The sequence below is a fragment of the Dokdonella sp. genome, assembly GCF_039926425.1.
GTDB lineage: Bacteria > Pseudomonadota > Gammaproteobacteria > Xanthomonadales > Rhodanobacteraceae > Dokdonella_A.
In genome coordinates, this window is record NZ_JBDSWZ010000036.1 from 1 (window position 1) to 25,713 (window position 25,713).

At 64.9% G+C, this 25,713-nt stretch carries 20 protein-coding genes and 1 riboswitch; of the genes, 10 read left to right on the forward strand and 10 right to left on the reverse strand.

All coding sequences use genetic code 11. The features are described from left to right. Window positions 1-6: 6 nt before the first annotated feature. The gene (gene thiC, locus ABIV12_RS02120; protein WP_348055746.1) at window positions 7-1,884 is read right to left on the reverse strand and encodes a phosphomethylpyrimidine synthase ThiC; all 1,878 of its coding nucleotides are present in this window, start codon (window positions 1,882-1,884) and stop codon (window positions 7-9) included. 82 nt (window positions 1,885-1,966) lie between these two features. Next, window positions 1,967-2,062: riboswitch (TPP riboswitch) on the reverse strand. Between the two features lie 114 nt (window positions 2,063-2,176). Here thiC and ABIV12_RS02125 point away from each other — a divergent pair. The 3 genes from ABIV12_RS02125 to pepQ all read left to right on the forward strand — a co-directional run bounded on the left by ABIV12_RS02125 (window position 2,177) and on the right by pepQ (window position 6,393). Then, a complete protein-coding gene (locus ABIV12_RS02125; protein WP_348055748.1) occupies window positions 2,177-2,719 on the forward strand; it encodes a DUF3016 domain-containing protein in 543 nt (180 codons plus the stop codon). 181 nt (window positions 2,720-2,900) lie between these two features. Continuing rightward, entirely contained in the window at window positions 2,901-4,970 is a 2,070-nt protein-coding gene (locus tag ABIV12_RS02130; protein WP_348055750.1) for a hypothetical protein, read from the forward strand. Window positions 4,971-5,058: 88 nt separating this feature from the next. Then, window positions 5,059-6,393, forward strand: a complete 1,335-nt coding sequence (pepQ, locus tag ABIV12_RS02135) for a Xaa-Pro dipeptidase (RefSeq protein WP_348055752.1) — start codon at window positions 5,059-5,061, stop codon at window positions 6,391-6,393. A 36-nt stretch (window positions 6,394-6,429) separates the two neighbouring features. Here pepQ and ABIV12_RS02140 read toward each other — a convergent pair whose 3' ends face one another. Beyond that, complete coding sequence (locus tag ABIV12_RS02140) at window positions 6,430-8,955, reverse strand: serine/threonine-protein kinase (protein WP_348055754.1); 2,526 nt, start codon at window positions 8,953-8,955, stop codon at window positions 6,430-6,432. Continuing rightward, window positions 8,952-9,536 carry an ECF-type sigma factor gene (locus ABIV12_RS02145; protein ID WP_348055756.1) on the reverse strand — a complete coding sequence of 195 codons (585 nt, stop codon included), beginning with the start codon at window positions 9,534-9,536 and terminating at the stop codon, window positions 8,952-8,954. The genes ABIV12_RS02140 and ABIV12_RS02145 overlap by 4 nt, the downstream gene beginning before the upstream one ends. A 106-nt stretch (window positions 9,537-9,642) precedes the next feature. Here ABIV12_RS02145 and cydP point away from each other — a divergent pair, with 106 nt between their 5' ends. From cydP to cydX, 4 genes are all read left to right on the forward strand, one after another. Beyond that, window positions 9,643-9,855 (forward strand): cytochrome oxidase putative small subunit CydP, encoded by a 213-nt coding sequence (cydP, locus tag ABIV12_RS02150; protein WP_348055758.1) that lies wholly within the window; start codon window positions 9,643-9,645, stop codon window positions 9,853-9,855. Further along, complete coding sequence (locus ABIV12_RS02155; RefSeq protein WP_348055760.1) at window positions 9,845-11,455, forward strand: cytochrome ubiquinol oxidase subunit I; 1,611 nt, start codon at window positions 9,845-9,847, stop codon at window positions 11,453-11,455. Before cydP ends, ABIV12_RS02155 begins: the two co-directional genes overlap by 11 nt. Before the next feature lie 24 nt (window positions 11,456-11,479). Continuing rightward, window positions 11,480-12,610: a cytochrome d ubiquinol oxidase subunit II gene (cydB, locus tag ABIV12_RS02160; protein WP_348055762.1), complete on the forward strand. Its 1,131-nt coding sequence runs from the start codon at window positions 11,480-11,482 to the stop codon at window positions 12,608-12,610. Window positions 12,611-12,715: 105 nt separating this feature from the next. Then, entirely contained in the window at window positions 12,716-12,847 is a 132-nt protein-coding gene (cydX, locus tag ABIV12_RS02165) for a cytochrome bd-I oxidase subunit CydX (protein ID WP_348055764.1), read from the forward strand. Window positions 12,848-12,911: 64 nt separating this feature from the next. On the opposite strand, the gene ABIV12_RS02170 is transcribed toward cydX, so the two are convergent. Beyond that, window positions 12,912-13,067 carry a hypothetical protein gene (locus ABIV12_RS02170; RefSeq protein WP_348055766.1) on the reverse strand — a complete coding sequence of 52 codons (156 nt, stop codon included), beginning with the start codon at window positions 13,065-13,067 and terminating at the stop codon, window positions 12,912-12,914. A gap of 67 nt (window positions 13,068-13,134) precedes the next feature. On the opposite strand from ABIV12_RS02170, the gene ABIV12_RS02175 reads away from it, so the two are divergent. Further along, a complete protein-coding gene (locus ABIV12_RS02175; RefSeq protein ID WP_348055768.1) occupies window positions 13,135-13,821 on the forward strand; it encodes a hypothetical protein in 687 nt (228 codons plus the stop codon). A gap of 76 nt (window positions 13,822-13,897) precedes the next feature. Next, complete coding sequence (gene mprF / locus ABIV12_RS02180) at window positions 13,898-16,525, forward strand: bifunctional lysylphosphatidylglycerol flippase/synthetase MprF (protein WP_348055770.1); 2,628 nt, start codon at window positions 13,898-13,900, stop codon at window positions 16,523-16,525. A gap of 17 nt (window positions 16,526-16,542) precedes the next feature. On the opposite strand, the gene ABIV12_RS02185 is transcribed toward mprF, so the two are convergent. The 6 genes from ABIV12_RS02185 to ABIV12_RS02210 form a co-directional block, all read right to left on the reverse strand. Next, window positions 16,543-17,559 carry a DUF2167 domain-containing protein gene (locus ABIV12_RS02185; protein WP_348055772.1) on the reverse strand — a complete coding sequence of 339 codons (1,017 nt, stop codon included), beginning with the start codon at window positions 17,557-17,559 and terminating at the stop codon, window positions 16,543-16,545. Between the two features lie 10 nt (window positions 17,560-17,569). Beyond that, complete coding sequence (locus ABIV12_RS02190; protein ID WP_348055773.1) at window positions 17,570-18,013, reverse strand: hypothetical protein; 444 nt, start codon at window positions 18,011-18,013, stop codon at window positions 17,570-17,572. Between the two features lie 94 nt (window positions 18,014-18,107). Next, complete coding sequence (locus tag ABIV12_RS02195) at window positions 18,108-18,560, reverse strand: hypothetical protein (protein WP_348055775.1); 453 nt, start codon at window positions 18,558-18,560, stop codon at window positions 18,108-18,110. Window positions 18,561-18,646: 86 nt separating this feature from the next. Continuing rightward, window positions 18,647-20,047 carry an AcvB/VirJ family lysyl-phosphatidylglycerol hydrolase gene (locus ABIV12_RS02200; RefSeq protein ID WP_348055776.1) on the reverse strand — a complete coding sequence of 467 codons (1,401 nt, stop codon included), beginning with the start codon at window positions 20,045-20,047 and terminating at the stop codon, window positions 18,647-18,649. Next, window positions 20,044-21,357, reverse strand: a complete 1,314-nt coding sequence (gene pepP / locus ABIV12_RS02205) for a Xaa-Pro aminopeptidase (protein ID WP_348055778.1) — start codon at window positions 21,355-21,357, stop codon at window positions 20,044-20,046. The genes ABIV12_RS02200 and pepP overlap by 4 nt, the downstream gene beginning before the upstream one ends. Window positions 21,358-21,450: 93 nt before the next feature. Beyond that, entirely contained in the window at window positions 21,451-22,002 is a 552-nt protein-coding gene (locus ABIV12_RS02210; protein ID WP_348055780.1) for a UPF0149 family protein, read from the reverse strand. Window positions 22,003-22,180: 178 nt separating this feature from the next. On the opposite strand from ABIV12_RS02210, the gene ABIV12_RS02215 reads away from it, so the two are divergent. After that, on the forward strand, window positions 22,181-25,713 hold a 3,533-nt coding region (locus ABIV12_RS02215; protein WP_348055782.1), incomplete at its 3' end, for a two-component regulator propeller domain-containing protein.

Below are 25,713 nucleotides of genomic sequence, written 5' to 3' on the forward strand. Positions count from 1 at the left end.
GGAACCTCACTCTGAGAGATAGATCTGCGCGCCGGCAGCGCGAAATTCGGCGGACTTCTCTGCCATGCCTGCATCGAGCGCGGACTCGTCACCGATATTATTGATTCTGGCGTACTCGCGCACATCCTGCGTGATCTTCATCGAGCAGAACTTCGGTCCGCACATCGAGCAGAAATGCGCGGTCTTGTGCGCATCCTTCGGCAGCGTCTCGTCGTGGAATTCCTTCGCTTTTTCCGGATCGAGGCCGAGGTTGAACTGGTCGTCCCAGCGGAATTCGAAGCGCGCCTTCGACAACGCGTTGTCGCGCGCCTGCGCCGACGGATGGCCTTTCGCGAGGTCCGCTGCATGGGCGGCGATCTTGTAGGTGATGATGCCGTCGCGCACGTCCTGCTTGTCGGGAAGGCCGAGGTGTTCCTTTGGCGTGACATAGCAGAGCATTGCGGTGCCGTACCAGCCGATCATCGCGGCGCCGATCGCGCTGGTGATGTGATCGTAGCCGGGCGCAATGTCGGTGGTCAGCGGTCCGAGTGTGTAGAACGGCGCTTCGCCACATTTCTCGAGCTGGCGCTCCATGTTCTCCTTGATCAGGTGCATCGGCACGTGACCCGGGCCCTCGATCATCACCTGCACATCGTGCTTCCACGCAACCTGTGTGAGTTCGCCGAGCGTGTCGAGCTCTGCGAACTGCGCCTGATCGTTCGCATCGGCGATCGAACCGGGACGCAGGCCGTCACCGAGCGAGAACGCGACGTCATACGCTTTCATGATCTCGCAGATTTCCTCGAAGCGTTCGTAGAGGAAACTCTCGCGATGATGCGCGAGGCACCACTTGGCCATGATCGAGCCGCCGCGGCTGACGATGCCGGTGACGCGCTTCGCGGTCATCGGCACGAACGGCAATCGCACGCCGGCATGGATCGTGAAATAGTCGACGCCCTGCTCCGCCTGCTCGATCAGCGTGTCGCGGAACAGATCCCAGGTGAGGTCTTCGGCAGCGCCGCCGACCTTTTCCAGTGCCTGATAGATCGGCACCGTGCCGATCGGCACCGGCGAATTGCGCAGGATCCATTCGCGTGTTTCGTGGATGTGCTTGCCGGTGGACAGATCCATCACCGTGTCGGCGCCCCAGCGGATCGCCCAGACCATCTTCTCCACTTCCTCGGCGATCGAGCTCGTCACCGCCGAGTTGCCGATGTTCGCGTTGATCTTCACCAGGAAATTGCGGCCGATGATCATCGGCTCGCTTTCGGGATGGTTGATGTTGTTCGCGATGATGGCGCGACCGCGAGCGATCTCGTCACGCACGAACTCGGGCGTGATCAACCTCGGAATCGCCGCGCCGAACGACTGGCCGGGATGCTGCTTGAGCAGATGCCGTTCGTGCATTGCGTCGAGCTTCTGGTTTTCGCGGATTGCAACGTATTCCATTTCGGGCGTGATCAGGCCGCGCCGCGCGTAGTGCATCTGGCTCACGTTGGCGCCCGCATTCGCGACGCGCGGCTTGGGGATGTTCGGAAAGCGCACGTCGGCAAGCGACGGCGCCGTCGCGTGGCGCCGGGTGAACGGCGACGTGAAATCGCCGAGCTGATGCGTGTCACCGCGCTCCTCGATCCAGCGCGCGCGCAACGCGGGCAAGCCCACGGTCAGGTCGACCGCGTAACCGGGATCGGTGTAGGGCCCGGACGTGTCGTAGATCGCGAACGGCGCGTTCTTTTCCGCACCGAACGTCGAGGGCGTATCGGCCAACGTGACTTCGCGCATCGGCACCCGGATATCCGGGCGCGACCCTTCAACATGGACTTTGCGCGAACCGGGAATCGGACGCGTCACGGATTCGGACAGTTCGGCGGTTTCGCGCAGCAGCGCGGCAGGCAGGGCGTTCATCGATGCGTTCCTCGGTTCCTGGAGTTCCGCACGGCACGTGCGGAGGATCTTGGGAAGCGGGGAGCACCGAAGGCCGGCGACGGGCGACGACCTCGAAGCTTCCCTACACCGGTGCTAACCGGATCAGGTTCGAAGGGTCTCTCTCAGCCTGTCGTTCCAGGCACCCCCGCTTCAGACGCGCATTCAAGCACGTTCGACCGCGTCTGGCGAGCCAGCGGCGACGATCGGATGCACTGGCGCGTCGGATATGAACCGGGGATGCTGTCTCGATTCCCCATTGCGGAGAAGTCTGTTGAAAAGCCGGTTCGCCAACGTGAGGTCCGCGATTGCAATGTCTGCACTGGCGTTGTCGCTGGGGGTTGTCGTTGCCAGCGCTGCGCCGACACCGCCACCGGAGCGCATCGATGTCACCTGGTCCGACCCGGCGAAGTTCAGCGACTCGCGCGAGAATCCGGGCATCGACCGGTACCGCCCTGAAGAATGGTTGACCGAACTGGCGCGCCACCTTCGTTTCCGCGCGGACCGCGCGCTGCCCGCAGGCGAGCGACTGAACGTCACATTCACCGACGTCGATCGCGCCGGCACATTCGAACCATGGCGCGGGCCGCGCTGGGATGACGTCCGGATCATCAAGGACTTTTATCCGCCGCGCATCGACCTGCATTTCAGCGTCACCGACGCGGACGGCGGCATCGTCGCGGAAGGCGACCGCACATTGCGCGACCCGGGCTTCCTCAACCGTTCGGTGGGATCGTCCAGCGATCCGCTGCGCTACGAGAAACGTTTGCTCGACGATTGGCTCCGCCACGAGTTTCGTGGAACCCGCAAGCGCTGAAGTTCGCAACCATCGAGTGGACACCGTTTCCGGTGGGACCGGCTTCAGCCGCGAGGCTCGACCCGCAGGAAGCATCGCGGCGGAAGCCGCTCCCACCGGAGCGTGCCTGCCTTGCGTCGCGCGCCGCGTGAACCCTACGATGGCGCCAACGGCCAGCCGCATGGCACATGGGGAATCCAGCATGAAGTTCGATGTACGCCGGTGTGCCATCTGCTCGATCCTCGCAGCGACGTCGGCTGCGGCATCCGTGTCGTCGAACGCGCAATCCGTTCCTTTCGGGCAGCCGACGCAGGCGCCGATCGTTACCGGCTCCTCATCGCTGCCGGGCCAGCCGTTCGCGTCCTACTGGCATCCGTTGACCTTGCTTGCGTGGGACCCGGCCACCGATCCGGACGCGCCCTACAACCGTTCGAACGTACCGCTCGCCGCACGCTTTTCGGATCCACTGCTCGGCGTCAACGCGCACGCGCACGCGAACGAAGGTCGCGTGATGCCGCTTGTCGCGTTCGGTCCGACGTCGTTCAATCCGTCACAGGGCTCCGCGGAGATGAGCTACTACGCGCCGAACTACTGGCAATACATGGATGCGCTGGTGTTCTGGGGTGGTTCGGCGGGCGAAGGCCTGATCCTCGCTCCGAATGCGACCGTGATCGATGCCGCACACCGAAACGGCGTTCCGGTGCTGGGCAACGTGTTTTTTCCGCCGAACGTCTACGGCGGACAATTGCAATGGGTGCGCGATTTCGTGCAACGCGATGGCACCACGTTTCCGGTCGCCGACAAGCTGATCGAAGCCGCCCAGTTCTACGGCTTCGACGGCTGGTTCATCAATCAGGAAACATCGGGCGCCAACGCCGCGCTGGCGTCGGACATGCGCGACATGCTCGAGTACATACAGGCGAATTCCAAGCTGCGCATGGTGTGGTACGACTCGATGACGCAGAGCGGTGCGATCAGCTACCAGAACGCGCTGACTGCGCAGAACCAGATGTTCTACCAGGATGGCGCGACGGTCGTCTCGAACGACATGTTCCTCAACTTCAACTGGTCGACCAGCGGCTTGGCCAACTCGCATTCGCTGGCGCTGTCGCTCGGCCGCGATCCGTACGAGTTGTTTGCCGGCGTCGACGTTGAATCGAATGGCTACAACACATCGGTGAACTGGACGGGTCTGTTTCCCGAAGGCGTGCCACACGTCACCTCGCTCGGCCTCTACCGTCCGGAATGGACGTTCCACTCATCCACCAGCCAGGACGATTTCCAGACACGCGACAACCGTTTCTGGATCGGTCCGAATCATGACCCTGCGAACACGACGACCTCCAGTGCGTGGAAGGGAATGGCGCACTACGTTCCGGCGAACTCGCCCATCACCTCGTTGCCGTTCGTGACCAACTTCAACACCGGCCAAGGCAGTCGTTACGCAATCGATGGCGCCGTGCTCGCCAACGACGACTGGAACAATCTCAGCTTGCAGGACGTGCTGCCGACGTGGCGCTGGATTGTGCGCGGCGGCGGCACGCTGCTGACGCCCGCACTCGACTGGAGCGATGCGTACTGGGGCGGAACCTCTCTGAAAGTGTCGGGCACGCTCGACGCGGTCAACGATCTGCGCTTGTACGAAACCCGTCTGGAGATCGATGCCGACACGAAACTCGATATTGCGTTCAAGGGTGGCGGCCGGCCGGGGGCCACGCATCTGCAGGTCGGGCTTGCGTTCGAGGACGCGCCGTCGACGTTCGAGTATCTCGACGTCGGCGCGTCGACCACTGCGGGTTGGGAAACGACCACGTTCGATCTCGCGCCGTATGCAGGGAAATCGCTGGCCGTCGTCGCATTGCGCTTCGTGCCGGATGCAACCGCGCAGACGTACACGATCCACGTCGGTCGCATTGCGGTTTACGAAGCGCCACGCGTCGTTCCACAACCGCCGTCCGCCGTCGTCGTCGAAAGCATGACCGAAACCAGTCCGGGCATTGCGACGGTGCGCCTGCGCTGGACGCATTCACCCAATCCGCTCAATTCATATGCGGTCCTCCAGCATCATCCAGACGATTCGCTCACCTGGCTCGGCGGCACGCCGAACAATGCGTACTTCGTCGGGCGGGTCGTTCGCGACGGCAATGAAGCGGCGACGAGGATCGACATCGAGACCGTCAGTCCCGGCTTCGTCCGCTCAAGCGCGGCATCCACCACGATCGGCTGGGACAGCATTTTCGCGAACGGGTTCGAGTCCGCCGCACCACGCTGATTGCCCCTCCTCGTCGTGCCGCGACGCCGGTTGCGCTTCCGCAGATGCGATGCGCGCGTCACAATTGCGCGACTCCCGAGGAATTCGCATGGACATCCGGCATCCCGACCTCCAGCCACTTTACGCGCTGCACATCGAAACGCTGATCGCGCGTTGCGCGCGCGTACTCGAGATCGGCGGCTTCGATCACCTGGTCATCGCGTCCGGACGTCCGGCACTGCAGTTCCTCGACGACCGGCCGTATCCGTTCGCCGTCAATCCGCACTTCAAGCACTGGCTTCCGGTGACGAAGGCGCCCGGTTCGTGGCTGGTCCTGACGCCCGGCAAGAAGCCAAAGCTCGTCTACCTGCAGCCGCATGATTACTGGCACGTCGTCCCCGACGCGCCGGCCGGGTATTGGGTCGAGCACTTCGACATTGCGATCATCCGCGAGCCGAAGGACGCACGGGCCCATCTGCCGACCGATGCAACGCGCTGCGCGGTGATCGGCGAAACCGGCGCGGGTCTCGACGGATTCGCGCCAAACAACCCTCAGGCCGTCCTCGACTTCCTGCATTACCAGCGCTCGTACAAGACCCCCTACGAGCTCGCGATGATGCGCGTCGCGAGCAAGATCGGAACGCGAGCACATCGCGCGGCCGAGCGTGCGTTCCGCGCCGGCGCTTCCGAATACGACATCCACATGGCGTATCTCGCCAGCGCACGCCAGACCGAGAACGAGCTTCCGTACGGCAACATTGTCGCGCTCAACGAACATGGTGCGGTGCTGCACTACACCGAGCTCGGCCATGCGCCGCCGACGCAATCGCACTCGTTCCTGATCGACGCAGGCGCAAGCTTCCACGGCTACGCGAGCGACATCACGCGCACGTATGCGTCGGTCGACGCAGGCGAATTCCGCGCGCTGATCGAATCGGTCGATGTTGCCCAACAGGGGTTCGTGTCCAGGGTACGCGCCAACCAGAGCTATCCGGAGCTGCACCTGCATGCGCACCACGTGCTTGCCGGAATCCTCAAAGAACATGGATTCATCCGGATGAGTGCCGAAAGTGCGGTGGAGTCCGGCGTCTCCAATGTGTTCTTCCCGCATGGCCTCGGTCATCCGATCGGCCTGCAGGTGCACGATGTCGCCGGCTTCCAGGCCAGCGAGAGCGGCGGCACGATTGCGCGGCCCGCCGGCCATCCCTATCTGCGCATGACACGCAAGCTCGAACCCGGAATGGTCGTGACGATCGAACCGGGCCTCTACTTCGTCGACCTGTTGCTGGCGGGATTGAAGGAAAAATCCGCGTCGAAAGACATCGACTGGGCAAAGGTCGATGCATTTCGCCGCTACGGCGGCATCCGCATCGAAGACGACGTGGTGTGTACGGACGGAGAGCCGGAAAACCTGACGCGCGATGCGTTCGCGGCAATCCCCTGACGTTTCACATTCCTCGGCGTCGACGTTACCGCAACCTCAGGCCGGATCGGCAAGCGCCAGCATGGACTCCACTTCGCGGGTGCGCGGATGCGTCGCTCCGAGCACGCGCCGGAACACCGCCAGTGCGTCGCGACGCAGGCCGACTGCTTCGTCGGCCTGATCGGGACGCGTCAGCAACCGGGCCAACAGCAACTCGATGTCGCCGACGCGTGATGTGCCGGCATCCTTCCCTGCGCGGAGCGTTGCTAGCGCCTGGCGCGTGATCGATTCGCCCGAGCGGTCGCCCGCGTGGACGAGCGCGACTCCGTAGGCCGCCTGCGCCAACTCGAGATAGCCACCGTTGCCACCCGACTCGGCCAACTCGACGCGTGCCCGATCCAGCATGGCAAGCGCATCGGTCCGACCCATCGTCAACAACAGCATCCCGAGACGCGAGCTGACGCGTCCGCGCAAGGGTTGCCCGGTCGCCTCGCCGATCCGGTGCGATTCCGTCAGCGCGACCAGGGCGCCGTCTGCGTCGTGCTGCAGCGTGCGCGCGTAGCCCAGCGCTCCGAGCACGGTGGCCAGCATGGGTGCGTCCGGTTTCAACGTGGCACGTGCCTGCCGCTCGACAGCCACGAGCGTCGCCACCGCGTCAGCGACATGTCCGGCGCTGGCCTGGGCAAGGCCGAGCACGTTGTCGACGTAGATCAGGCGCGCATGGTCGGGGCCGAGCAGCCGGACCACCATCGCACGCGCCCGCAGTGCCGTCGCTTCCGCTTCGTCGTAGTGCTCGACGTAGAACGCGTCCGCTGCAAGATTCATCAGGTCCATCGCGACATCGGGACTCTCGTTGCCGTCGATCCGCTGCCGTTCGGCCAGCACCGTGTCGTGCAGCTGGCGCGCGCGCACGTGATCTCCCGTCGCGTTGGCGAGCTTGGCAAGTCCCGTCATGACCGCAATGCGGTCGCGACCATAGGCAGGTCCCGCATCGCGCAGCAGGCGCTCGGCGTCCAGCAGTGATGTCGTCGAAGCGCTTGTCGCGCTGCTCTGCTCCTGCGCCACTCCCAATGTGGTCAGCGCGATTGCCAGCGCAGGCGACTCCGGTTCGAGCACGCGCAGCGCATCGACGTTCTGCTGCGCCAGTGCGCGCGCCCTGCGCGGATCGCCCGTGCGCAGCAGGGCCTGCTGGATCAGCGTGCGGATCTCGACCTGCACCAGCGGCGCATCGGCAAAATCGCGCTCGATCCGCGCGAGCGCGTTGTCGAGCAACGTGTCGGCTGGCGCCTTGCGGCCGGGACGGTCATCGAATGGATTGGCATCCTCGAGCAGGCCGATCAGGAATCCTTTGCTGCGTTCGGCGCGATCGGCCATGCGTTCGGCACGCTGCATCTGCGACAGGCTGAACACTGTGCCGACCGCCATCGCAAGCATCGCGATCACCATCGCCGCCGTTGCCAACCGGTTCCGGCGCACGAACTTGGACGCGCGATTGAAGGCGCCTCCAGGACGTGCGCGCAGGGGTCGCGTTGCAAGATACCGTTCGACGTCGTCGGCGAGCGCCTGCGCGCCCGCGTAGCGCCGCTGCGGATCTCCCTCGAGCGCGCGCAACACGATTGCGTCGAGATCGCCGCGCAAGTTGGCCGCGGTCACCCGCCCTGGTTCCGAAGCGCTGGCGTCCAGCGCGGCGCTTGGTCGAGTCACGCTTCCGTCCTCTCTTCGAAGGGTCGAATAGCGCAGCCCGGTCAACAGTTCGAACAGGATCGCACCCAGTGCGAAGACGTCGGTTGCCGTGGTCAATGGTCCACCGTCGATCTGTTCCGGTGCAGCGTAAGCCCGCGTGAGGAACGCATGCCCGCTGGTGGACTCGGCCGCGGCATTCGCGTCAAGCAGCCGCGCGATACCGAAGTCGAGAAGGCACGGACCGCCGTCCGGCCGAACCAGCACATTCGATGGCTTGAGATCGCGATGCACAATGAGGCGCTCGTGCGCGTAGGCGACCGCTCGGCACAGCCTCAGAAACAATGCGAGCCGCGTGCGCGCGTCCGTTTGTGTCCGTTCGATCCAGTCGCAAAGCTCGATACCCTCGACATATTCCATCGCAAACCACGGACGACCGTGTGCGTCGAAGCCGCCATCGAGCAATCGCGCGATGTCCGGGTGATTGAGCTGCGCGAGCAAATTGCGTTCGCGATGCCCCTCGATCAGGATCTCGTCGCCACCCGCGCCCACCCGCATCAGTTTGAGCGCGACCTGCTGGGTGAATCCGCCTTCGATGCGGTCGGCGAGCCAGACGCTTCCCATCCCGCCTTCGCCGAGCTTGCGCATCACCCGGTACGGGCCAACACGCTCGCCGGGTCGCGCATCGTCGACATATGGCAGGGTCGCCGCAATGAGCAGGTCCAACGGACGGTCGATGGCGAGGCCGGTCTGCTGATCGAACGCGACCAGCCGTTCGAGCGTGCCGCGCAATCGCTCATCCCCTTCGCACGCCGTGACCAGCCATTGCGCGCGGTCGGCGTCGGGCTGGTCCAGCGCTTCACGAAACAACGCGGCAACGCGCGCGAATGGCAACTCCGTCACGGCTGCACGTTGGGGGCGTCGAGCTGGAGTTGCAGCATCGCGCGCGCAGCGCGCCAGTCGCGCGCCACGGTGCGTTCGGTCACTCCAAGGAGTTCGCCGATCTGTGCGAAGCCAAGCCCGGCGAAGAAATGCAGCTCGACCACTTGTGCGAGTCGGCCATCAATGGACGCGAGCTGCCGCAACGCCTGGTCGAGGGCCACGACGTCCACATGATCGCCGGCGTCCGACGGCACTGCCAGTGCGTTGTCGAACGTCTCCGCCGCAAGCCCGCCACCACGCTTGTGTGCCGCCGCGTCGCGTGCTGCGTTGAGCAGCACCTGGCGCATTGCGCGCGCGGCGAGCGCGAAAAAATGGGCTCGATCATTGAGCGCCAGATCGCGCCCGACCAGCTTGAGATAGGTTTCGTGCACGAGCGCCGTGGTCGACAGCGTCGCTCCGGCACCGCGTGCAAGATAGCGCGCGCGATTGTGCAGATCTGCGTAGACCGCAGCGAAGAGCGTGTCGTACGCCGCGACGTCGCCGCCGGAACAGCGCTTGAGCAGATCGGCTGTCGCGCCATCGCCGTCGTCATTCAATTGCATTGCCACTCCCCCGCACTTGGCGATGATGCGCCGACGCGGCGATCTGCCACAAGGACCCTCTGCCGCACGCGCGCTGCGGCGACTGCGCGTAAACTGCCCGGACGCCATGGATAACCCTCTGACTGATCGCTCCTGGTTCCGCAGCCGCGGCGGGCGACGTTTCGGTATCGAATTCGGCGCGATCATCGCCATCAAGCTTGCGTTGCTGATTCTCCTCTGGTTCGTCTGCTTCCGCCCGCATCCGCGTCCCGATACGCGACCGGCAGCCGTCGAGGACCATTTGTTGGCGCCGGTCCAGGAGAGTGCGCATGATCGATGAAACCGTCGTTACCCTGTCGCGCCTCCAGTTTGCGCTGACCGCGCTCTACCACTTCCTGTTCGTGCCGCTCACGCTCGGGTTGTCGTGGATGCTGGTGATCATGGAAACGGTCTACGTGATGACCGGGCGGGACATCTGGAAGCGCATGACGCAATTCTGGGGGGTGCTGTTCGGCATCAATTTCGCGATGGGCGTCGCCACCGGCATCACGATGGAGTTCCAGTTCGGCACCAACTGGGCCTACTACGCGCACTACGTCGGCGACATCTTCGGCACGCCGCTGGCGATCGAAGGGCTGATGGCGTTCTTCCTCGAAGCGACCTTCATCGGCCTGTTCTACTTTGGCTGGGACAAGCTTTCGCGTGTGAAGCATCTCGGCGTCACGTTCGTGCTCGCCGTCGGCACCAACCTGTCGGCGCTGTGGATCCTGATCGCCAATGCGTGGATGCAGAATCCGGTCGGCAGCGAATTCAATCTCGACACGATGCGCATGGAAGTGACCTCCTTCAGCGAGGTCTTTTTCAATCCGGTGGCACAGGCGAAGTTCGTGCACACGGTGAGCTCGGGCTATGTGCTCGGTTCGATGTTTGTACTGTCGATCAGCGCGTGGTACCTCCTGAAGGGTCGCAACATCGACTTCGCCAAGCGCTCGATGACCGTTGCGGCGAGCTTCGGTCTCGCGTCGGCGCTCAGCGTCGTCGTGCTCGGCGACGAGTCGGGCTACACCGTGTCGGAAAACCAGAAGATGAAACTCGCCGCCATCGAGGCGATGTGGGAGACCGAAGCCGCGCCGGCATCGTTCACTGCATTCGGATTCCCGGATGTCGAGGGGCGGACCACGCACTTCGCCGTCGAGATTCCCTGGGTGATGGGCCTCATCGGGACCCGATCGCTCGACGGCGTCCTGCCGGGCATCAAGGAGCTGGTCGCAGAGGCCGAAGAGCGTATCGGCAGCGGCATGCAGGCGTATGCCGCGATGCAGACGCTGCGCATTGATCGCAACGATGCGCAGGCGCGATCGACGTTCGAACAGCACAAGCGCGACCTTGGCTACGCGCTCCTGCTCAAGCGCGTGATGGTCGATCCGGCAAAGGCAACACCCGCCGAAATCCGCACCGCAGCGAAGAGCACGATCCCGAATGTTCCCGTGCTGTTCTGGTCGTTCCGCCTGATGGTGGCGTGCGGGCTGTGGTTCATCGTGCTGTTCGGCTACTCGTTCTGGCTTTCCGCACGACGCGAACTGGATCGCCATCGCTGGTATCTGAAAGCTGCGCTGTGGAGCCTGCCGCTGCCGTGGCTGGCGATCGAGCTCGGCTGGATCGTCGCGGAGTACGGCCGGCAACCGTGGGCGATCGAAGGCGTGCTGCCGACCGCGCTCGGCGTTTCCTCGGTGACCTCCGGGCAGGTACTCACCAGCCTGATCGGCTTCGTGGTGTTCTACACCGCACTCGCCATCGTGGATGCGGTGCTGATGGTGCGCTATGCGCGCAAGGGGCCGGATGGACTCGGCATGTGGCCGGAGGCGCCTGATGGACAGGATGGGCACGACGCGTTGCCGATCGCTTCGTTGCCCGCCGCGCGTGCGGCAGGCCAGACCTGACGCCACGCCGACCGGAGCACACGCATGTTCGAGTACGAAACCTTGCGCATCATCTGGTGGCTGCTGCTTGGCGTGCTGCTGATCGGCTTTGCCGTGATGGACGGCTTCGACCTGGGCGTTGCCGCCCTGCTGCGCGTGCTCGGGCATGACAATGACGAGCGACGCGCGCTGCTCGAGACGATCGAGCCGGTGTGGGAAGGCAACCAGGTGTGGCTGATTCTGGGAGCCGGCGCGATCTTCGCAGCATGGCCGATGCTTTATGCGGCGGCATTCTCCGGCTTCTATTTCGCGATGTTCCTGATCCTGGTTTCGCTGATCGTGCGTCCGGTCGGGTTCAACATCCGCACCAAGCTGATCGACCCGCGCTGGCGCGAGTTGTGGGACTGGATCCTGCCGGCATCGGGTTTGGTGCCCGCGCTGATCTGTGGTGTCGCATTCGGCAATCTGTTCCTCGGCGTGCCGCTACGCTATGACGAGACCCTGCGCCTCTCATACGAAGGCGGATTCTTCGGCCTGCTGCGGCCTTTTCCGCTGCTCACTGGTTTGGTGTCGGTTGCGATGATCGTGATGCACGGTGCCGCATGGGCTGCGGTGAAGGCGGATGGCGTGATCGCGCAACGCGCCGAGCGCGTGTTGCGCATCGCGTCGCCGGTCTTCGTGGTGCTTTACATCGTCGCCGGAATTGCGCTGCTCGGCATCGGAAGTTATGCAATCAGCGGCGTTGCCGATGTCGACGGTCCGTCGAATCCATTGCGCAAGACCGTGACGACCGCCGGCAGCTGGCTGCTCGAAGGACCGTTGACGCCGTGGTCGTCGGTCGCCGCGGCGGCGGCCATCGTCGCGGCGCTCGCGGCGCCATGGCTCACCCGTCAACGCCACCACGCGAGCGCCTTTGTTGCCAGCGGGGTCGCCATTGCCGGCACCATCACCTCGGCTGGATTCGCGCTGTTTCCATTCCTGCTGCCCTCGAACGTCGAGCCGAGCAACAGCCTGACCGTGTGGGATGCATCGAGCAGCAAAAGCACGCTCGGTCTGATGTTGCTGGTCACCGCGGTGCTGCTGCCGATCGTCATCGCGTACACCACGTGGGTCTATCGCGTGCTGCGCGGACGCGTGAGCCTGGAGCATGTGAAGCGGTCGCACGGGATGTATTGATGCGCTCGGGATGGGCGATCGAGCATTCGCAAAAGCGCCTTAGCGCGTCAGCGCAGTGATATCGAATCCGCAAATCCAATTTCCGCACACCGGAGGTTTGAACAGATGTGGTACTTCAGCTGGATCCTGGGCCTCGGCCTCGCGCTCGCTTTCGCGGTCCTCAATGCAATGTGGTTCGAGCTGCACTCGGATGCGCTGGCGAAGCGCACTGCGGACGACGAAAATCCTCCGCGCTGAGGCCGATGCATGCATCTGCGCTGTCGCGCTCGAGCATGATGCGTGACAGCGTGGCGCGCATCCGTTAGCGTGCTGCCCCTTTCTTCTGCTCCGGAATGTCCTTGATCCGCGCCCGTTTTCCGGTGATCGCGTTTGCGATCGCCTGCTTTGTGTCCATGACCGCCCATGCGATCGAATCGAACGTCGCCGCTGCCAGGCCCAGCCATCGGGCGTCGATCATCAAACATGCCGCGAAACCGGAATCACACAAGCCGGGGCCCGTGCGGGATCCGCAGGCTGATCGCTGGATGGACGTTGAGGGCTTCGGCGACGTTGCCCTGTACAAACCCAAGGTCGCGAGTCGCGGGCTCGCGCTGTTCGCATCCGGTGACGGCGGCTGGAATCTCGGCGTGACCGACATGGCGCACGAGGCGGCCGCACTTGGTTACTGGGTCGCCGGCTTCAGCACGCCGCAATACCTCAAAGCCCTCGATGCAGGCCGCGGTACGTGCAGCGATGCCGACGGAGCGCTCGCCAGACTCGGCGCAAGTCTCGTTCGCGAACTGAAACTGCCGGCCGACACGCGACCGGTCATCATCGGCTACTCCTCTGGCGCAACGATCGCGTATGCCGCGTTGGCCGCCGATGCGGGCCAGCGCTTCGGCGGTGGCATCAGCCTCGCGTTCTGTCCGGATCTGCTGATCCACAAGGCGTTCTGCCCCGGGCGCGGGGGAATCACCGCGCACTGGCAGAAATCTCCGCCCACCTGGGTGTTCGACAAGCGCGACACCGTCGACGTCACGTGGCGCATCCTGCAAGGCGAGTCCGACCAGGTGTGCGATCCGAAATTTGCCGCGGAGTTCGCCCAGGGTCAGAAATCCTCGAAAGCGGTGATGTTGCCCAAAGTCGGTCATGGCTTTGGCGTGCCGAAGAACTGGATGCCGCAATACATCCAGAGCGTGCGCGACCTTCTCGAAGCGGGAACGGCGCGCTGAGTCCATCGCGACACGGCCGGCGCTGCATCATGCGGCCGGCTAAAATGTCCGACTTCCCGGGGATGATGCCGCGCGCATGACGATCGAATCTGCCAGCACCGACGCACCCGTCGCGAAGGGCTGGGTCACTCACCTGCGATGGATCGTGCCGATTGCGTTCCTTCTGCTGGTCGGCTGGCTGGTGGTGCGCGGCATCGACGAATTCGACCTGCCGGAAATGCAGCGAACCCTGCTCGACGTGCCGACGCTGCCCGCACTCGGAGTGGCGCTGCTCGCACTGTTCGCAGTCGCGTCCACCGGCGTGATCGACGTGCTGATCGCACGATGGCTGAAACTGCCGATGCCGACCGGCGACGTGCTGCGACTCGCGTTCGTCGCGAATGCGCTCGCCAACGTCCTCAACCTGTCGGGTGCGATCGGATCGGGTATCCGCCTGCTCGGCTTCTCGGCACGCAAGATCGAATTGCCACTCGGCGCGGCATTGATCGGCCTGCAGGTGCTGTCGTTGCCGCTTGGCCTTTCGGTGATCATCCTCGTGGCACTGGCCGGCGGGTCGCTTCCAATTACTCCGGCAGGCGCGACGCGCTGGCTCGCAGTCTCCATCCTGGTTGCCGCGGCGTTCTACCTTCCGGCATTTTTCGTGCTGACCGCGCGGCGTCGCCTGATGCGCTGGCTGCCGCGCGGGAGCGACTTGCCTCCGCTGCGTCTGAAGATCGTGCTGACGCTTGCGTCATCGGTCGACTGGATCCTGAGTGCGGCGGTGCTCTACGGCTGCCTGTACATATCCGGCGCGCACGTGAAGGTCGGTCCACTGCTCGGCAGCTTTGCCGCGGCGCAGACGCTGGGGCTCGTGAGCATGATCCCGGGCGGATTCGGTGTGTTCGACGGACTGATGCTCCTCGCGCTGACGAGCGGCGGTTACGACAACGCGGCAATCCTGTCGGGCCTGTTCCTGTTCCGCATTTCGTACTACCTGCTGCCGCTGCTGGCCGGATTGTTGGCGGGTTCCGGCATGCTGGCGGAGCGCCTGCCGGGGTTTGCGCGAACCGCACAACGCCTGCAGACGCATCCATTGTTTGGTGTGCTCGGCCTGCCGGCGAGTCTGCTCGCCGGGCTCGGCATGCGAATCCTCGCGGTGCTCACCTTCGGCGCCGGCCTGGTGCTGCTCGCGTCGGCTGCGATTCCCGCGGTGCACGAACACGTGGTCGTGGTGCGCGCCAACCTGCCCCTCGCGGCCGTTGAAAGTTCGTACTGGCTGTCGATCGTCACGGGAGTGGTGCTGCTCGGGCTCGGCCGCGGCATCGACGGGCGTCTTCGGCTCGCTTACCGGCTGACGCAACCGCTACTCGTCATCGGCGCGGTGCTTGCGGTGACCAAAGGCCTGCACTACGGCGAATCCCTGTTCCTGCTGTCGATCGCGCTGCTGCTGCGCGCCCGCAAACGCGAGTTCACCCAGCGCGCGATGAGCCTCACATCGCTGACCACGTTCACCTGGCTCGGCGGACTGGTCGCCGTGGTGCTCGCGTTCTTCGCGATCGGCGTGTGGTCGGTGCTCGGCGACGACAGTTTCGATTTGTGGTACTTCGGCTTCGGCGAGCATTCCTCGCGGATCGGTCGAGGACTGTTTGCGGCGGTGCTCGGCCTCTTCGCGTACCTGATCTGGCAGTTCTTCGCCGTGCGCCGACCGGCGCTGAAGTTGCCCGATCGCGCCGAGCTCGAACGCGCACGCGGTGTGTATCTCGAAACAGGCGGCGGCGAATTTGCGCATCTGTCGTTCATGGGCGACAAGCACCTGTTCTGGTCGGCCGACAACCACGCCGTCGTTGCCTACGGAGCCGTGCGCGACCGGCTCGTTGCGCTGGGCTCGCCAAGCGGCCCGGAAGACACGATCAAGCGCGCGATCCTCGAGTTCCGCCGGTTTGCCGACGCGCAGGACCGGGTGCCGGTGTTCTACGAAGTGCTGGAACCGGATCTGTCGCTCTATCACGACCTCGGCTTCGACCTGTTCAAACTCGGGGAACTCGCAACGGTCCGCCTGTCCGAGTTCACGCTCGCCGGCAAGCGCTGGGAAGACCTGCGCCAGGCGGTCAATCGCTCGACCAAGGAAAACCTGTCGTTCGCGCTGCTCGAGCCGCCGTTCGATACCGTGCTGCTCAGCGAGCTCGAGCGCGTGTCCGACGCCTGGCTCGCCGACAAGGACGCGCATGAAAAGAGTTTTTCGCTGGGCCATTTCGATGCGGAGTATTTTGCGTGGAGTCCGCTTGCGCTGGTTCGCCGCTCGGGCGAACTGATCGCGTTCGCCAACGTGCTGCCGCCGTATGGACCGAACGGCACCGCCAGCGTCGATCTGATGCGGCATGTCGACGACGCGCCGCGTGGCACGATGGATTTTCTGTTCGCCCGCGTCATGCAGTGGGCAAAGGACGAGGGTCACGAGACCTTCAGTCTCGGCATGGCGCCGTTGTCGGCCGTCGGCGACAACCCGTACGCACGCGTCAACGAGCGGCTTGCCGCGCTCGCCTTCCAGTACGGAGGACGTTTTTACAATTACCAGGGTCTGCGGCGCTACAAGCAGAAATTCGGCCCCGAGTGGGTCGGCTCCTATCTCGCGTATCCACGCGGAACGTGGGTTCCCGGATTGCTGATCGACATTGCCGCGCTGGTGGCTGGCGGCTATCGTCGTTTCCTCATCGGCGGGCGCTGAAAAAGGGATTGAACCGGCTACTGCCCTTGTTGGATCGCGCCGGTGACCAGAGCCGCGAGATCGTATTTCGCGCGGTGATCGAACAGGCTGGAATGGTCGTCGTACTCCTGACCGCTGGCGAAGGCAGTGCGGGTCGACGCCAACCGCACCGAACGCAGGCACAGTTCCTGGCGCTGCGTGTCCATTTCGTTGATCGAATACAGCATCGCGCCGATGCGGGCGAGCTTGACGGCATGGCAGTCGAGCTTGTTCTGCGCCTCGCCTTTTTCCGTGTACGCGTATTCCTCGACCCAGGTCGCGCGATGCAGCAGTGTGTCCAGTGTCGGCGTTTCGGCAAAACGCACAAGACGAACACTGCTGCCCTCGTCGAGCTCGGCCGATTGGCTCTCGGTCACTTTCTGGCCGAGCGCGAGCAGCGTGTCCGGCTTGCGCGTCGCAAGGTCGCCCTCGGCGACGAACCCGTCGCCGATCCATGCGACCTCGATGTGCCATTCGTCCTCGTCTGCGAGGTTGACGCTTTCGTGCACCAGCCAGCCGATCGCGCGCTCCCCCGGGCCGTCCGTGGAGTCCCCATACAGCGCAGTGAGACTGCCGCGATCGTAGAAGTGGAAATGTGTCGGCACATCGATCGTCGCGTGCGCCGCGGGAATGTCGACCGAACCACTGCGATACGCCGTGTTCGCCAGGGCGATGGCGAATTGCAGCCTGTCGGCGACCGGATCCGCTTCCACTGCCGCGCGCGAGAACGCGTTCGGCGCGTATTGCTGGTCGACCCTCTCTCGATGTGCGTTCGGGGCGAGCGCCCACACGCCGAGCCACAATGAAAACGTGGCGTACGCGCCAAGCATCGGCACGCGGATGTCGTATTCCTCGTCGCCCCAGTGGCGCACCATCGCGTAGATGCTCGCCGGCCAGATCAGCAACATGACAATAGCGAGCGTCGAACTGACGCGCCCCGTGCGTACAACCCCCCACAGGTAGAAGATCCCGGACACGAACGGCAACACGAGCATCAACAGGACGAACGTCACCATGATGCGTTCCTCAGCGCCGATCGATGCGCACGATCTGTTCGCGCTTGAGCGTATAAATCGCCCGACCGCCTGCCTTCGACACGCGCAGCGTCAGGACGCGGCCATTCGAGGCAACGATGCTGCCGTGATGCACGCGATGCCCGTCGGTCATCACGGTGATGCGTCGCCCGATGTTCTGCGCGAGGTCGTCGAACGTGAGCGTGCCATCCTGCTTCTCCGTCGGGGCCAGCCAGTCGTCATCGCTCAACGCGCTGACGGGCGGAGCAATCGCCGCTGCAGCGACCGGTGCCGGCGGCGCGTTGACCTGCGCTTCCGCCTGTGCGCGGATCTGCGCGTGCACCGCCCGCTCCGACTGCAAGAGAGCCTCGATACGCGTTTCATCCTCGTCGACCGGAGTTGCGCGTGCGAGATCCGCCGCGACAATCAGTACCAGCAGTGCTACTGCGCGCATCATCACTGTCACCTTTGTCCAACCGGGCGCGCGCGCATCACGACCGCCGCTGTAATCCGCAGGCGATTCCCGGCGCTTCCGTTCCCCCGCGCACGCGTCAACGTGGATCGATACGCTCGACCTGCGCCCGCGAAAGCACATAGGTGGCGCTTCCCCCGCGCTGGTTGATCGACAGCGTGAGCTGCTTCGCGTCAGCCGACTGCACCACACCCAGATGAGTGCGGTGTCCGCGCGTCAGGACACGCACGCGCGAACCGATCTGATGCGGCAAATCCTCGAAGCGGATTGCGCCAACGAGGCTCTTGTCCGGATCCTGAGCGATGCCATTGTCTGCATCGAGATCCGCCTCGGTCCTCGACTGCGCCGGCGGAGGAAGCGTGACCGTTGCGATCGTCGATGACGGGCCAGCCGGCGCCGACAGCGGTGCCTGCACGTCCTCGAAGACGGCCGCGCTCATGGCCGGATCTGCCGACTGCGCATGCGCGCTTGCCATCGAAAGAGCGATGAGAGCGACACACAGGTTCGAACGAGCGGAGCGGAACATGGGCATGGATTTGCGACCGTTGCAGTGATCGCAGTATAGGGGCGATGAAGCCAGCCCGCGCAAAGACTTGCGCGAACTGTCTCGCAGTTCGCTCAGGTCTTCGGCGGCTCCGAAGACGCCTTTGGCAGGCTGCGGACGATCAGCTCGCCGAGTGCCGCGAAGTCGCCGTCATAGTGGTGGCCCCCGGGGAGGTCGACGCCACTCACGTGGCTGGGCTGCGGCTTGAGGCAGAAGCTGTCGTCCTCGTCCATGCCGTGCACGCATACCAGTGGCACCTTCGACATCGCGATCTCCGGCCCGATCGGCAATGTGTCGTCGTGGTGCGTCGAACCGAACCAGTCGCCAACGTGGATTTCAAACACGGCCGCATCGTCCGGCGAGATCATCACGCCGCCATCGACGACCGTTCGTACCGCCGCCGGCAGCCGATTGATCACCACCGGCACCAGGCTCGCGCCGAACGAATAGCCGATCAGCACGAAGCGCGCGGATGGATCCGCCTTGCCGTAATGCGCGATCACGCGCGCGATGGCGTCGGCCGCCACGTCCGCCGACTGCTTGTGCCAGAAGAATTTCAGGGTGGAAAATCCGATGACCCGTACGCCCTTCGCGGTGAGCGCGTCGGCGACTCCGCGGTCGAGCCCGGCCCAGCCGCCGTCGCCCGTGAGCATGATTGCAATACGATGCGCATCGCCCACGGCCGGTGCGATGTCGGTCAGTGGCAGGTCCGCGACATCGTCCGGCAGCGCAACGACTGCGGCGTCCTCGCTGCGGCGCCACCGGGCATACTCGGAGCCGAGCGCTGCAGCGGGTGCACGTTGCGCGAAAGCCAGGTGCAGCGCATCGAGTCTGCTCCAAGCGTCGACGACGGGCTGCATGAAGTCGTCGACATGCGCGCCGTCGGCAAATGGTCGCGGCCACCAGATGAGCGGCATTTTCGCGACCGGGATCACCCGCGCGCCACCGTCCGCTAACGTCCGTGTCATCGCGCCCGCATCGCCCGGGCATAGCGGCTTCGGCAGCTGAAGCGACGCGTCCCAGCCCAGCGTCAGCAGTCCCTCGAAGGTGCCGGCCGGCACCTGCGCGGCAAGCGCGTAGGCGAATGTCGCGCCGGCGCCGTCGCCGACGACCAGCGGAGCTGAATAGGCGGCAAGTCCTTCATGACGTTCGATCCAGTGCGCGACTTCTTCGACGTGGCCGGCTGGGTAGGAGCACTTGTCCTTGATCGCCGCGAGCCGCTTCACGTAGGCCGGCAGGTCGATGCCGACCACGAACGCACCGTTCTGCGCCAGCGTGGCGCCAAGGTCGGCCTGGCGCGCCGTCCAGCCGTCGCGGTCCGAGAACAGCAGCACCGTGTGGGCGATCGCTCCAGCGGGACGGCTGAGATGCAACGTGCCGAACAAGCCGTACTCGACCGTCGGTGCCTCGACCGGCGCCACCGGTGTCGGCGTCAGCGCCGAGAACACGCTCATCAACAGGGAAACCACATTCATCGCGACGACGCCATCAACGCCTCGATCTCGTCCGCATCTTTCGGCACTCCGCTCGAGATGACTTCGGGAGCGCCCGCGGTGACCACCACATCGTCCTCGATACGAATGCCAATGCCGCGGAACTTCGCCGGCACACCTTTCAGATCAGGTGCGAGATAGAGCCCCGGTTCCACCGTGACGACCATGCCGGGCTCGAGTTCGCGGAATTCGCCATCGACGCGATAGTCGCCGGCATCGTGCACGTCGAGGCCGAGCCAGTGCCCGGTTTTGTGCATGTAGAACTTGCGATAGGTGTGTTCGCGAAGGTTTTTCTCGACGCTGCCGGAGAGCAGCCCGAGCTTGCACAAGCCTTTTGTGATCATTCGCACGGCGGCGTCGTGGTAGGCGTTGAATGGACGTCCGGCTCGGACTTCGTCGATGCCGGCGAGTTGCGCGGCGAGCACGATGTCGTACAGAGCGCGTTGCTCGGGCGAATATCGGCCATTGACCGGGAATGTCCGCGTGATGTCCGAGGCATAGCACTGGTATTCCGCGCCTGCGTCGATCAGCAGCAGATCGCCGTCGACCAGCGGCGCGCTGTTCGCCCGATAGTGCAGGACACACGCGTTCGCGCCGCCGCCGACAATCGGTTCGTAACTGGCCACCGCGCCTTCGCTGCGGAACGCGTGCAAAAGTTCCGCCTCCACTTCGTGCTCATTCATGCCGGGGCGCGTCGCGCGCATCGCGCGGATGTGCGCCGCGGCGGCAATGTCCGCCGACTTGCGCATCAGCCGCAGCTCGTTGCGCGACTTGTACAGGCGAAGATCGTGCAGCAGATGCGACAGCGCGACGAACTCGTGCGGCGGCTTCGCGCCCGAACGCACGAGCTGGCGCACGCGATTGACCCACCCGATCAGCTTGAGGTCGAAATCGGTATCGCGGCCGAAGTGGTAATACACACGTTCGCGGCCTTCGATCAGGCCCGGCAGGATCTCGTCGATGTCCTCGATCGGAAATGCGTCGTCCATTCCGAAGGTGGCGACCGCACCTTCAGTACCCGAACGGGCACCATCCCACTGCTCGCGCTCGCGATCGCGCTCACGACAGAACAGGATAGTCTCGCTGGCCGCGCGCCCGGGAACCAGCGCCAGCACCGCATCGGGCTCGGGAAATCCGGTGAGATAGTGGAAGTCGCTGTCCTGCCGGTATGGATAGTGCGCGTCGTTGTTGCGCACGCGCTCCGGTGCAGCGGCAACGATGACGATCGCCTCGTTGCCAGCCATGCGCATCAGCTGCTTGCGCCGGCGCGCGAATTCCCTGGGTTCGATCATTGGCGGCACTCGATCATGCGGGTCACGCTGCGACGCGCACCGGGATGCGCGAAGACGCCTCGACGGATCGAAGAACGTCCACGCGCGACCACCTCAGTGCAGTGAACGCGCCGCAATGCGCGCGCCATTCGAGATTTCTGCATGCAGCAATGCGGCGCCGTTGCGGGCGAAATCGAGCACGTCGGCGAGCGCCTGCGCATCCTCGGATTTTTCCGACGCGTCGAAACGCGACGCGGCCACCGTGCCGAAATCGGCGAGCACTTCCTTCGCATCGGCCGACAACTCGATCCGCTGTATCGTGCCGGCCAGGCCGAAGCCGCCGAGAAATCCGCGACACCATTCGACCAGCGCATCCGCACGCTGCGAGACAGGGGCGCTGACCGCGGGCAGCAGCGGCTCGACGTCCGCCGGACTTGCGGAAAACTGCCCGCTGCAACTGCGAAACAGGCGCTGCAAGGCGGCGTGACTGGAGAGAGCGTTGCCATCCGGGTCGAGCGCGAGAACCTCCAGCCAGTCGCTGATCGATGCGCGACCGCCACCGCACAGAAAACCGGTGAGCGAACCGTGCAGGTCGCTCGGATCGACGCCCAGTCGCAGGGTCGAGAGGGTCTGGCTGAACTCGGTGTGGTTGAGGGGAACGTGCATTGCAACCCGTGCGCGAGACGTACTCCAGTCTACAACGCGGCTCGCTGCGCGTGGCGTCCCAGCCGGCGTTTGCCTACACTCGCGGCTTCCACAAGTCCGGACGACCGCGCGCATGAAGGGTCCTGCGACGCCCATACGCCGATCAAGCCCACAGCGTTGCTGGCGAGTCGTCGCGTTGGTGCTCGTTGTCCTGCTGCCGCTGGTTGGCCACGGCGCCGCGGTGCGGCGGGATTTCTACTTTGAGGCGATCGGCGCCGAACAGGGCCTTTCGCAGAACACGGTCAATGCGTTTCTCCAGGATCGCAACGGATTGATCTGGCTCGGCACCTCCAACAGTCTGCAGCAGTACAACGGCTACGGATTCACCACCTACGAGGAATCCGGTGGTCGCTACGGGAAGGCGCCGGAAGGTCCAATCAGCTCGCTCGCCGAAGATGGCCAGGGCAACCTGTGGATCGGCACCAGTGCGTTCGGCCTGGTCAAGCGGTCGGTTTCGGACGGCACGTTCACACATGTGACGATGGCCGACAACGCGGCGCCTGCGGGATCCATGGGGATCGAGTCGCTGCTGTTCGTCGCGCAGCAGGGCCTTTGGGTCGGCGGCGGCGCCGGCCTCAGTCTGGTGGACACCGCGAGCGGACGTGTCCTGCGCACGTTGCCTGTTGCGTCCGCGGGATCCCGTGCAGCGCAGATCCGACAGATTGCACGCGACGACAGGGGCACGGTCTGGCTCGCCACGTCGGCGGGTCTCTTCCGGCTTTCCGACGACGCGAAAACCCTCGAGCGGATCGGCGCCGGACTCATCGAGGACGCCACTGCGCTGCTGGTCGGCCACAGCTCCCGCGTGTACGTCACCGGCGCTGGCGGGCTTTACCGGCTGGCGACCGATGGCACGCCGCGCAAGGTGTGGGCCAATGCGGCCGGCGATCCGATCGGTGCAATCGCCGAAGATGCGCGCGGTCGGTTGTGGCTCGCCATACCGCACCATGGCCTGACGATTCTCGATCCGGCGAGTGGCGAGGCGCGGTCGATCGAACCCGACCATCGATTTGCCGGCGGACTTCCCGATGCGATGGTGAGGAATCTGCAGATCGACCGCTCCGGTCTGTTGTGGATCGGCACGATGGAACGCGGACTCATCAAGGTGGACCCGGATGGTGCGCCGTTCCGCTACGTCGTCGATCACGATCCGCTGAGGGAGCTGGCGGCCTCGAACTACATTCTCGCCACGCATGAGGATGGTGCTGGACGCCTGTGGATCGGCACGATGGGCGATGGCCTGAAGCGGTACGACATCGCCACCAACACATTCGATGACTTCGGAGACGTGATCGCCAGGGCTTCGCGCGGCGGTACCGACGTGGTGCAGGTCACCGCGATCGTCGATGCCCCCGAGAGCAAGCTGTGGATAGGGACCAACCATGGCGTGGCACTGTTCGATCCGGAACGTCGCAGCGCGACCTTCCTGCCGCTCGATCCGAGCGGTGCGCACGGCCTGCCCGACGGGAACACGCGAAGCCTGCTGATCGCACGCGACGGCACGATGTGGATCGGAACCTCGCGCGCCGGACTCGTGCAGTACGATCCGGTCGCCGACACGTGGCACAGCTATCGCCACGATGCGGGACCGGGAACCAGCGGCGGCCTCAGCGACGATCGCGTGCTGGCCTTGCTGGAAGACCGTGACGGACGCATCTGGGCCGGCAGCCGCACCGGCCTGAACCTGATCGACCGGGCCCGGCGCAGCGTGCGCGTGTTTCGCAGCAGTTCGGACGACCCGCATGCGCTGAGCGACGACGTGGTGCGGTCGATCCACGAATCGGCCGACGGCGCACTGTGGGTCGGCACGCATCGCGGCCTCAACCGGCTCGACACGCTCGATGCCGGCGGCGCGCGCTTCACCCACTGGTTGCCCCGCGACGGTCTGCCGAGCGGCACGGTGTACGCGATCGAGGACGACCGGAGCGGACGTCTGTGGTTGAGTACCAACCGCGGCATCGGCGCGTTCGATCGGGCGTCGGGCAGGTTCACCTCATTCAGTCTGGCCAATGGCCTGCAGGGCATGGAGTACAACAGCGGCGCGAGCGTCGCACTGCGCAATGGCGACCTGGTCTTCGGCGGCGTCAGCGGCTTCAATCTGTTCTCGCCGCAGTCGATTGTCGGCAGCCGCTATGCCGCACCGGTCGTGATCACCGATGTACGCGTCGGCAACGGCGAGCAGGCGGTAACGCAGGGCGCGAGCGGCGTGCGCATGGCGATGTCGGACCACGTCATCCGCTTCGATTTCGCCGCACTCGACTTCACCGCACCGGAGCGCAACCGGTTCTCCTACCGGCTGGAAGGGTTCGACGACAGCTGGATCGATGCCGGTGACCGGCACGATGCGACCTATACGAACCTCGACGCCGGGCAATACACGTTCCACGTGCGCGCGTCCAACCACGACGGATACTGGAACGACCAGCCGGCAACGATCAGCCTCAAGGTGACGCCGCCGTGGTGGCAGAATCCTGTCGCGCTCGCCGCCTACCTGCTGATCGCGGCACTCGCCGTCGCGTCATGGGCGAGCGCCTACCGCCGCCGCCGCAATGCAGAACTGCTTCACCATCACGACCTGCGCGAGCGCGAGGACCGGCTGCGGCTCGCGCTGTGGGGTTCGGGCGACGATTTCTGGGACTGGAACATCATTCGGGGCGAATTCGTCGTCACTGGAGCGAGCGACCTGTTCAAGGGTTCGACAGCGCGCGGACCGATGGTCTATCCGCACACCTGGTTCCGCGAGCATCTGCACCCGGACGACGTCGCGCCAGTCGAGCGGCGGCTGGAGCAGCATTTCAACCGGGTGACGGAAACCTTCGAGTCCGAACACCGCCTGCGCAACCACAAGGGCGAATGGGTGTGGTCGCTGACCCGTGGCAAGATGGTCGAGTACGACGAGCATGGCCAACCGAGCCGCATGTGCGGCACCGCGCGGGACGTCACCGCAGAGCGCGCGGCCGAGCACGATCGCCGCATCGCGCAGGAAGTGATCCGCAGCATGTCCGAAGCCGTCGCGGTGACCGACCTTGAATTCCGCTTTCTGAGTGTCAACCCTGCTTTCACCAAAATCGCCGGTTGGCGCAACGACGAAGTCGCCGGGCGTTCTGCGGCGCTCCTCAATTGTTCCCAGCATCCACCGGAGCACTACGCCGCACTGCGCGAGTCGCTCAAGCGCAGCGGCCACTGGCGCGGCGAGTTGTGGCAGAAACGCAAGGAAGGCGAGGAGTTCCTCAGCTGGTCCGAAATTTCCGAAGTGCGCGACGCCAGCGGCGTTCGCACGCACTTCGTCAGCGTGATCTCGGACATCACCGATCGCAAGCGGACCGAGCAGGAGCTTCGCTATCTCGCCAACTACGATGCGCTGACGGGGTTGCCAAACCGCACACTCCTGAGCGAACGCATCGGCCATGCGATCATTCGCGCGCGGCGCAGCGGGCGTCGCGTCGCCGTGCTGTTTCTCGATCTCGACCGCTTCAAGCATGTCAACGATTCAATGGGTCATGCGGCCGGCGACCGCATGCTCAAAGCGGCCGGCAGCCGCTTGCGCCACGTCGTGCGCGAGGGCGACTCCGTTGCGCGCCTGGGCGGGGACGAGTTCACCGTGGTCCTCGAGGACATCGATGGCAGCGTCGAGGCCGAACGCATCGCCGAGAAGATCATCTCCGCGTTCGA

Excerpts from the sequence above, each read along its gene's own strand:
- cydP (WP_348055758.1), top strand. The coding sequence starts at position 9,643 with ATGGATAACCCTCTGACTGATCGCTCCTGGTTCCGCAGCCGCGGCGGG.
- pepP (WP_348055778.1), bottom strand. The coding sequence starts at position 21,357 with ATGATCGAACCCAGGGAATTCGCGCGCCGGCGCAAGCAGCTGATGCGC.
- ABIV12_RS02130 (WP_348055750.1), top strand. The coding sequence starts at position 2,901 with ATGAAGTTCGATGTACGCCGGTGTGCCATCTGCTCGATCCTCGCAGCG.
- ABIV12_RS02185 (WP_348055772.1), bottom strand. The coding sequence starts at position 17,559 with ATGGTGACGTTCGTCCTGTTGATGCTCGTGTTGCCGTTCGTGTCCGGG.
- ABIV12_RS02170 (WP_348055766.1), bottom strand. The coding sequence starts at position 13,067 with ATGATCGACGCCCGATGGCTGGGCCTGGCAGCGGCGACGTTCGATTCG.
- ABIV12_RS02200 (WP_348055776.1), bottom strand. The coding sequence starts at position 20,047 with ATGAATGTGGTTTCCCTGTTGATGAGCGTGTTCTCGGCGCTGACGCCG.
- cydX (WP_348055764.1), top strand. The coding sequence starts at position 12,716 with ATGTGGTACTTCAGCTGGATCCTGGGCCTCGGCCTCGCGCTCGCTTTC.
- mprF (WP_348055770.1), top strand. The coding sequence starts at position 13,898 with ATGACGATCGAATCTGCCAGCACCGACGCACCCGTCGCGAAGGGCTGG.
- ABIV12_RS02190 (WP_348055773.1), bottom strand. The coding sequence starts at position 18,013 with ATGATGCGCGCAGTAGCACTGCTGGTACTGATTGTCGCGGCGGATCTC.
- thiC (WP_348055746.1), bottom strand. The coding sequence starts at position 1,884 with ATGAACGCCCTGCCTGCCGCGCTGCTGCGCGAAACCGCCGAACTGTCC.
- ABIV12_RS02175 (WP_348055768.1), top strand. The coding sequence starts at position 13,135 with ATGGACGTTGAGGGCTTCGGCGACGTTGCCCTGTACAAACCCAAGGTC.
- ABIV12_RS02155 (WP_348055760.1), top strand. The coding sequence starts at position 9,845 with ATGATCGATGAAACCGTCGTTACCCTGTCGCGCCTCCAGTTTGCGCTG.
- cydB (WP_348055762.1), top strand. The coding sequence starts at position 11,480 with ATGTTCGAGTACGAAACCTTGCGCATCATCTGGTGGCTGCTGCTTGGC.
- pepQ (WP_348055752.1), top strand. The coding sequence starts at position 5,059 with ATGGACATCCGGCATCCCGACCTCCAGCCACTTTACGCGCTGCACATC.
- ABIV12_RS02210 (WP_348055780.1), bottom strand. The coding sequence starts at position 22,002 with ATGCACGTTCCCCTCAACCACACCGAGTTCAGCCAGACCCTCTCGACC.
- ABIV12_RS02145 (WP_348055756.1), bottom strand. The coding sequence starts at position 9,536 with ATGCAATTGAATGACGACGGCGATGGCGCGACAGCCGATCTGCTCAAG.
- ABIV12_RS02195 (WP_348055775.1), bottom strand. The coding sequence starts at position 18,560 with ATGCCCATGTTCCGCTCCGCTCGTTCGAACCTGTGTGTCGCTCTCATC.